The 3,583-nt window shown below is 50.4% G+C and carries 2 protein-coding genes and 1 pseudogene; 1 reads left to right on the top strand and 2 read right to left on the bottom strand.

The annotated features are described in order from the left end of the window. Positions 1-761: DUF3737 family protein (locus Q0338_RS05850; protein ID WP_298085939.1), on the bottom strand; the 761-nt coding region annotated here is incomplete at its 3' end. Positions 762-1,169: 408 nt separating this feature from the next. Next, positions 1,170-3,017: an aryl-sulfate sulfotransferase gene (locus tag Q0338_RS05845; RefSeq protein WP_298085938.1), complete on the bottom strand. Its 1,848-nt coding sequence runs from the start codon at positions 3,015-3,017 to the stop codon at positions 1,170-1,172. Between the two features lie 242 nt (positions 3,018-3,259). On the opposite strand from Q0338_RS05845, the pseudogene Q0338_RS05840 reads away from it, so the two are divergent. After that, positions 3,260-3,583, top strand: a pseudogene (locus Q0338_RS05840) (thiol:disulfide interchange protein); the annotation flags it as partial.

Here is a 3,583-nt window from a genome sequence, read left to right as displayed (position 1 = left end):
CTTATCACGCCTGAAAGCGGGTTTTTCACGCTAGCTATGCCGCCTAAAATTTCGGCGTCCACGCTTGAATACTCAAAGGCTAGCGTGGTATCTAGCGTTTGGCAGCCGCGCAGCACGAGATTTTGCACGTAGCAAAGCCCCTGCAAGCTCTCTATCACGCAGTTTTCAAAGGTCACGTTTTTGCTGTTCCACGCGAGGTATTCGCCGCTGATGAAGCTATTTCGCACGGTCACGTTCTCGCAGTTCCAAAAGGCGTCTTTGCTAAGCAGTTTGCTATCCTCGACGAGCAGGTTCTTGCAGCCGTCAAAGCCGTAGTTCCCGTCCAAATTTAGCCCGTAAACGCGCACGTTTTCGCAGTTCATCGCAAAATAATCCCCGCGCGCGCAGACGTTTTTTATCTCCACGTCCGCACAGCTCCACAGCGTCTCCTCGGCCTGGGTCAAATTTACGTTTTCTAGCCTCACGTTTTGGCACCTGCGGAAGGATTTTGGCGCCTGGATTAGCGTATCTTTAAAGCTCACGTCCTGCGCGTACCAGATGCCAGCGCGCGCCATCTGCATCAAAAACCCGTCCTCCACGGCGACGTTTTTAGTGTACCACAGCGGATATTTCCACTCGAAAGTGCAATTTTTTAGGCGCAAATTTTGCCCGTGCTTTAGCGGCGACTCGCCTGCCGCAAACCCGCACCGCTCAAACTCAGCGTCCTTTGCGCCAAACATCGCGCGCTCGCCGATAAATTTTTGCTCGACAAATTTTTGCATATTTCGCCTCCGTCGTTTTTGTTGATTATATCGGTTTTACGGCAACAAGGATGTAAATTTGAAAAATAGGAGCAAAATTTTGTGAAGCAAACGGGTAAATTTAAGCAGCAGAGAAAATCCAAGCGTTTAGGCATTGCTATTGTCTTTCGGAGTCCTATTTTCCCAAACGCTTGGCAGGAAAAGGTAAGATTTAGACTAGCGCAAAGGATGGAAACGCGAGCCTAAATTTTACCTTTTGCGGTCAAATTTGCCGTATCCGAGCGGATGCGAACGAGCGTCAAATTTGATCCAAATTTAAAGCCTGCGACCCGTCAAATTTGAACCGTCAAATTTAACCGAGTCGCAAGCGCAAAATCCAAATTTACCAAAAAGCGGCCCCGAAGCGCACTGCCCTGGAGCCGCTAAATTTTATTTTTCAAACGCCTTTTCTAGGCTAAACGGAAACGCCTGATAGCCCATCGCGTTGGTCATTTTTATCTCGATTGACGGCTCTTTTGCGCCCCATTCAAACTCGTTGATGTGAGGGCTAGGCACGCCGACCGGACGGCCTTTGGCGATGTCAAACTGCATGCCGGCAACCGCTGAGTAAACCATCACGCTATCTAGGTCGTCTTGATACTGCGCGAGCGAAGTAACAGAGCTGTACCACTCGCTGCCGCGCTGTTTGCCGTATTCCCAGACCTGCTCGACGGTTTTAGCTTTTTCGTCGATTTTATAGACGACCGCGCGGGAGTATTTCATGCCCGCCATCGCAGGCTGCTCCATGCCGCGGGTGTCGCCGTTGTCAAATACGGTTAGATAGACGAGCCCTTTTTTAGACTTGCTGTCGATTCTAAATGCCGTATGCTGCGTCCACTGCCAGTCAAATCCGCCCTTCTCGCTCTCATATCCCGGGCATTTTGAGTATTCGTCCTCGCAGACGATCTTTTTGCCGTCTTTATCTACCGGCTGGAGCAAGTAGCCCTTAAACTGATCCTTCCAGCCCTTGTGCGCGCCCATTATCCATTTGACTTTTTTGTCGCGGCCGATCTTGATGACGGCGTCTTGGTGGCGGCTGGAGATGATGATACTATCGTCGCTTGGGTCGTAGTCCACGCTATTTACGTGCGCCCAGTTGCGTCCGGGGCCCGAGCCCACGATGTCGCCCCATTTTTCGTTCGTATCCATCGCGGCTAGCTCGTCCGTGCTCGCGGTGTGGCCTGCCTTGCTAGCGTCGATATTTAGGCACACGGCACCCTGATCGAGCGTTTTTAGCACGATGTCGCGGTACGGATCGAGAATTTCATATAATCTAAAATCATCCACGACGTTGCCGTCTCTATCGACCTCGACGATGACGTCGCGCACGGTGCGGACGTTTTTGCCGTCGGCGCGTTTATAGTTGGCGTTTGCCGCGCGGAGGAAATAGTGTCCGTTTTGCGCTACGTCCATGGAGTGCGAGAAGTCGTTGTAGCCCGCAGGCAGCTCGCGGTTAAAGATTTCGCGGCCCATTATGTCGTATTTGGCGTATCGCTGCCCATAGCCCCACGTCATCGCGCCGTCGTCGTTTTGCTTAAAGCCCATCATGACGCCCGCGCTAAACGGCTGCTTGAGGTCGTAAATTTTACTCGGCTCCAGGTACCAGCGCACTTCGCCTTTGGTGTCTAGGATGAAGTTGTTCGGGCTGTAGTTCCACTCGATCGCGCCGCCTGCGGGGTTGTTCCACACGACTTTGGTGCCCTTGCCGGTTTTATTTACGAAGTTATTTACGTAGTAAAGGCGGTTAGCAAATTTCGCGCTCGGAGCCTTCACGACCTCGATTTTATCAAACAGCGCGCCCTTTTGAGACGGCATGCCCGAGCTCTCCAAATAGATCGCCGGAGCGTAAATTTTATAGGTTTCTTTTACGTGCTCGGTTTGACCCTTGTAAATTTTATCGTACTCGACCTCGACGGTGTTTTGATAGTCAGGGTAAAGTCCAAAAATAGGGATTCCGCCGTGCGTGCGAAGGTGTTTGTCGGCGACTTTATAGCTGATAACCTGACCGCCCGGTTTTGGCACGATAGTGACTTTCGCGTTTGCTAGCGTGTAGCCGCCGTTTTTGATGACCGCCGTTAGAGGCGCGGTGTCGTACGGGTTTACGACCACTTCGCCGATCTTGCCAGGGACGGCGTAGTCGATGTGAGCGCCGCTAGGTCCGCCGATAGCTAGCGCGGCCGTGCTTAGACCGCCGAGTAACGCCGCGGCTAGGGCGACTGATGAGAGAGTTCTTTTCATCTTTTTCTCCTTTATAATGATAAATCGTTTCATTGCCGTAATTTTATTGAATATTTCTAACGTGAAAATCACGCTATTATTATAAATAGCTTAAATCCAAAAAATAATTCAAATTTTTATATTTTCCGCTAAAATTTAGCCCAAATTTTACGAATTTAATCTAAAATTTATCTTAGCGTGAGTTCTGCGGCGGCGAGAGGATATAAAATTAACTCAAACGAAATCATTTTAAGGAGCACTCCATGAACCTACTTTCTAAATTTAGCAAAGGCTTTCTAGCAGTCGCGATGTTTGGCGCCCTTAGCGCGGCCGCGTTTACCGAGGGTGAGGATTACGTCAAGCTCGAAAAGCCGCTATCCGTGGAGCAAAACACGCTAGTTAAGGTCTTTAGCTACGCATGCCCGTTTTGCTATAAATACGACAAAACCGTCACGCCGAAGGTCGTAGAAAAGGTCGCGGGGCTAAAATACGTGCCGTTTCATCTAAAAACCAAGGGCGAATACGGCGAGGCAGCGAGTAAAATTTTTGCCGTTTTGGCCGTGATGGACGAGGAAAAGGGCGTGAGC

Source organism: uncultured Campylobacter sp., from assembly GCF_938018145.1.
Classification (GTDB): domain Bacteria; phylum Campylobacterota; class Campylobacteria; order Campylobacterales; family Campylobacteraceae; genus Campylobacter_A.
The sequence above is the reverse complement of the archived record's forward strand: the minus strand, read 5'-3'. Positions and strand labels throughout refer to the sequence as shown.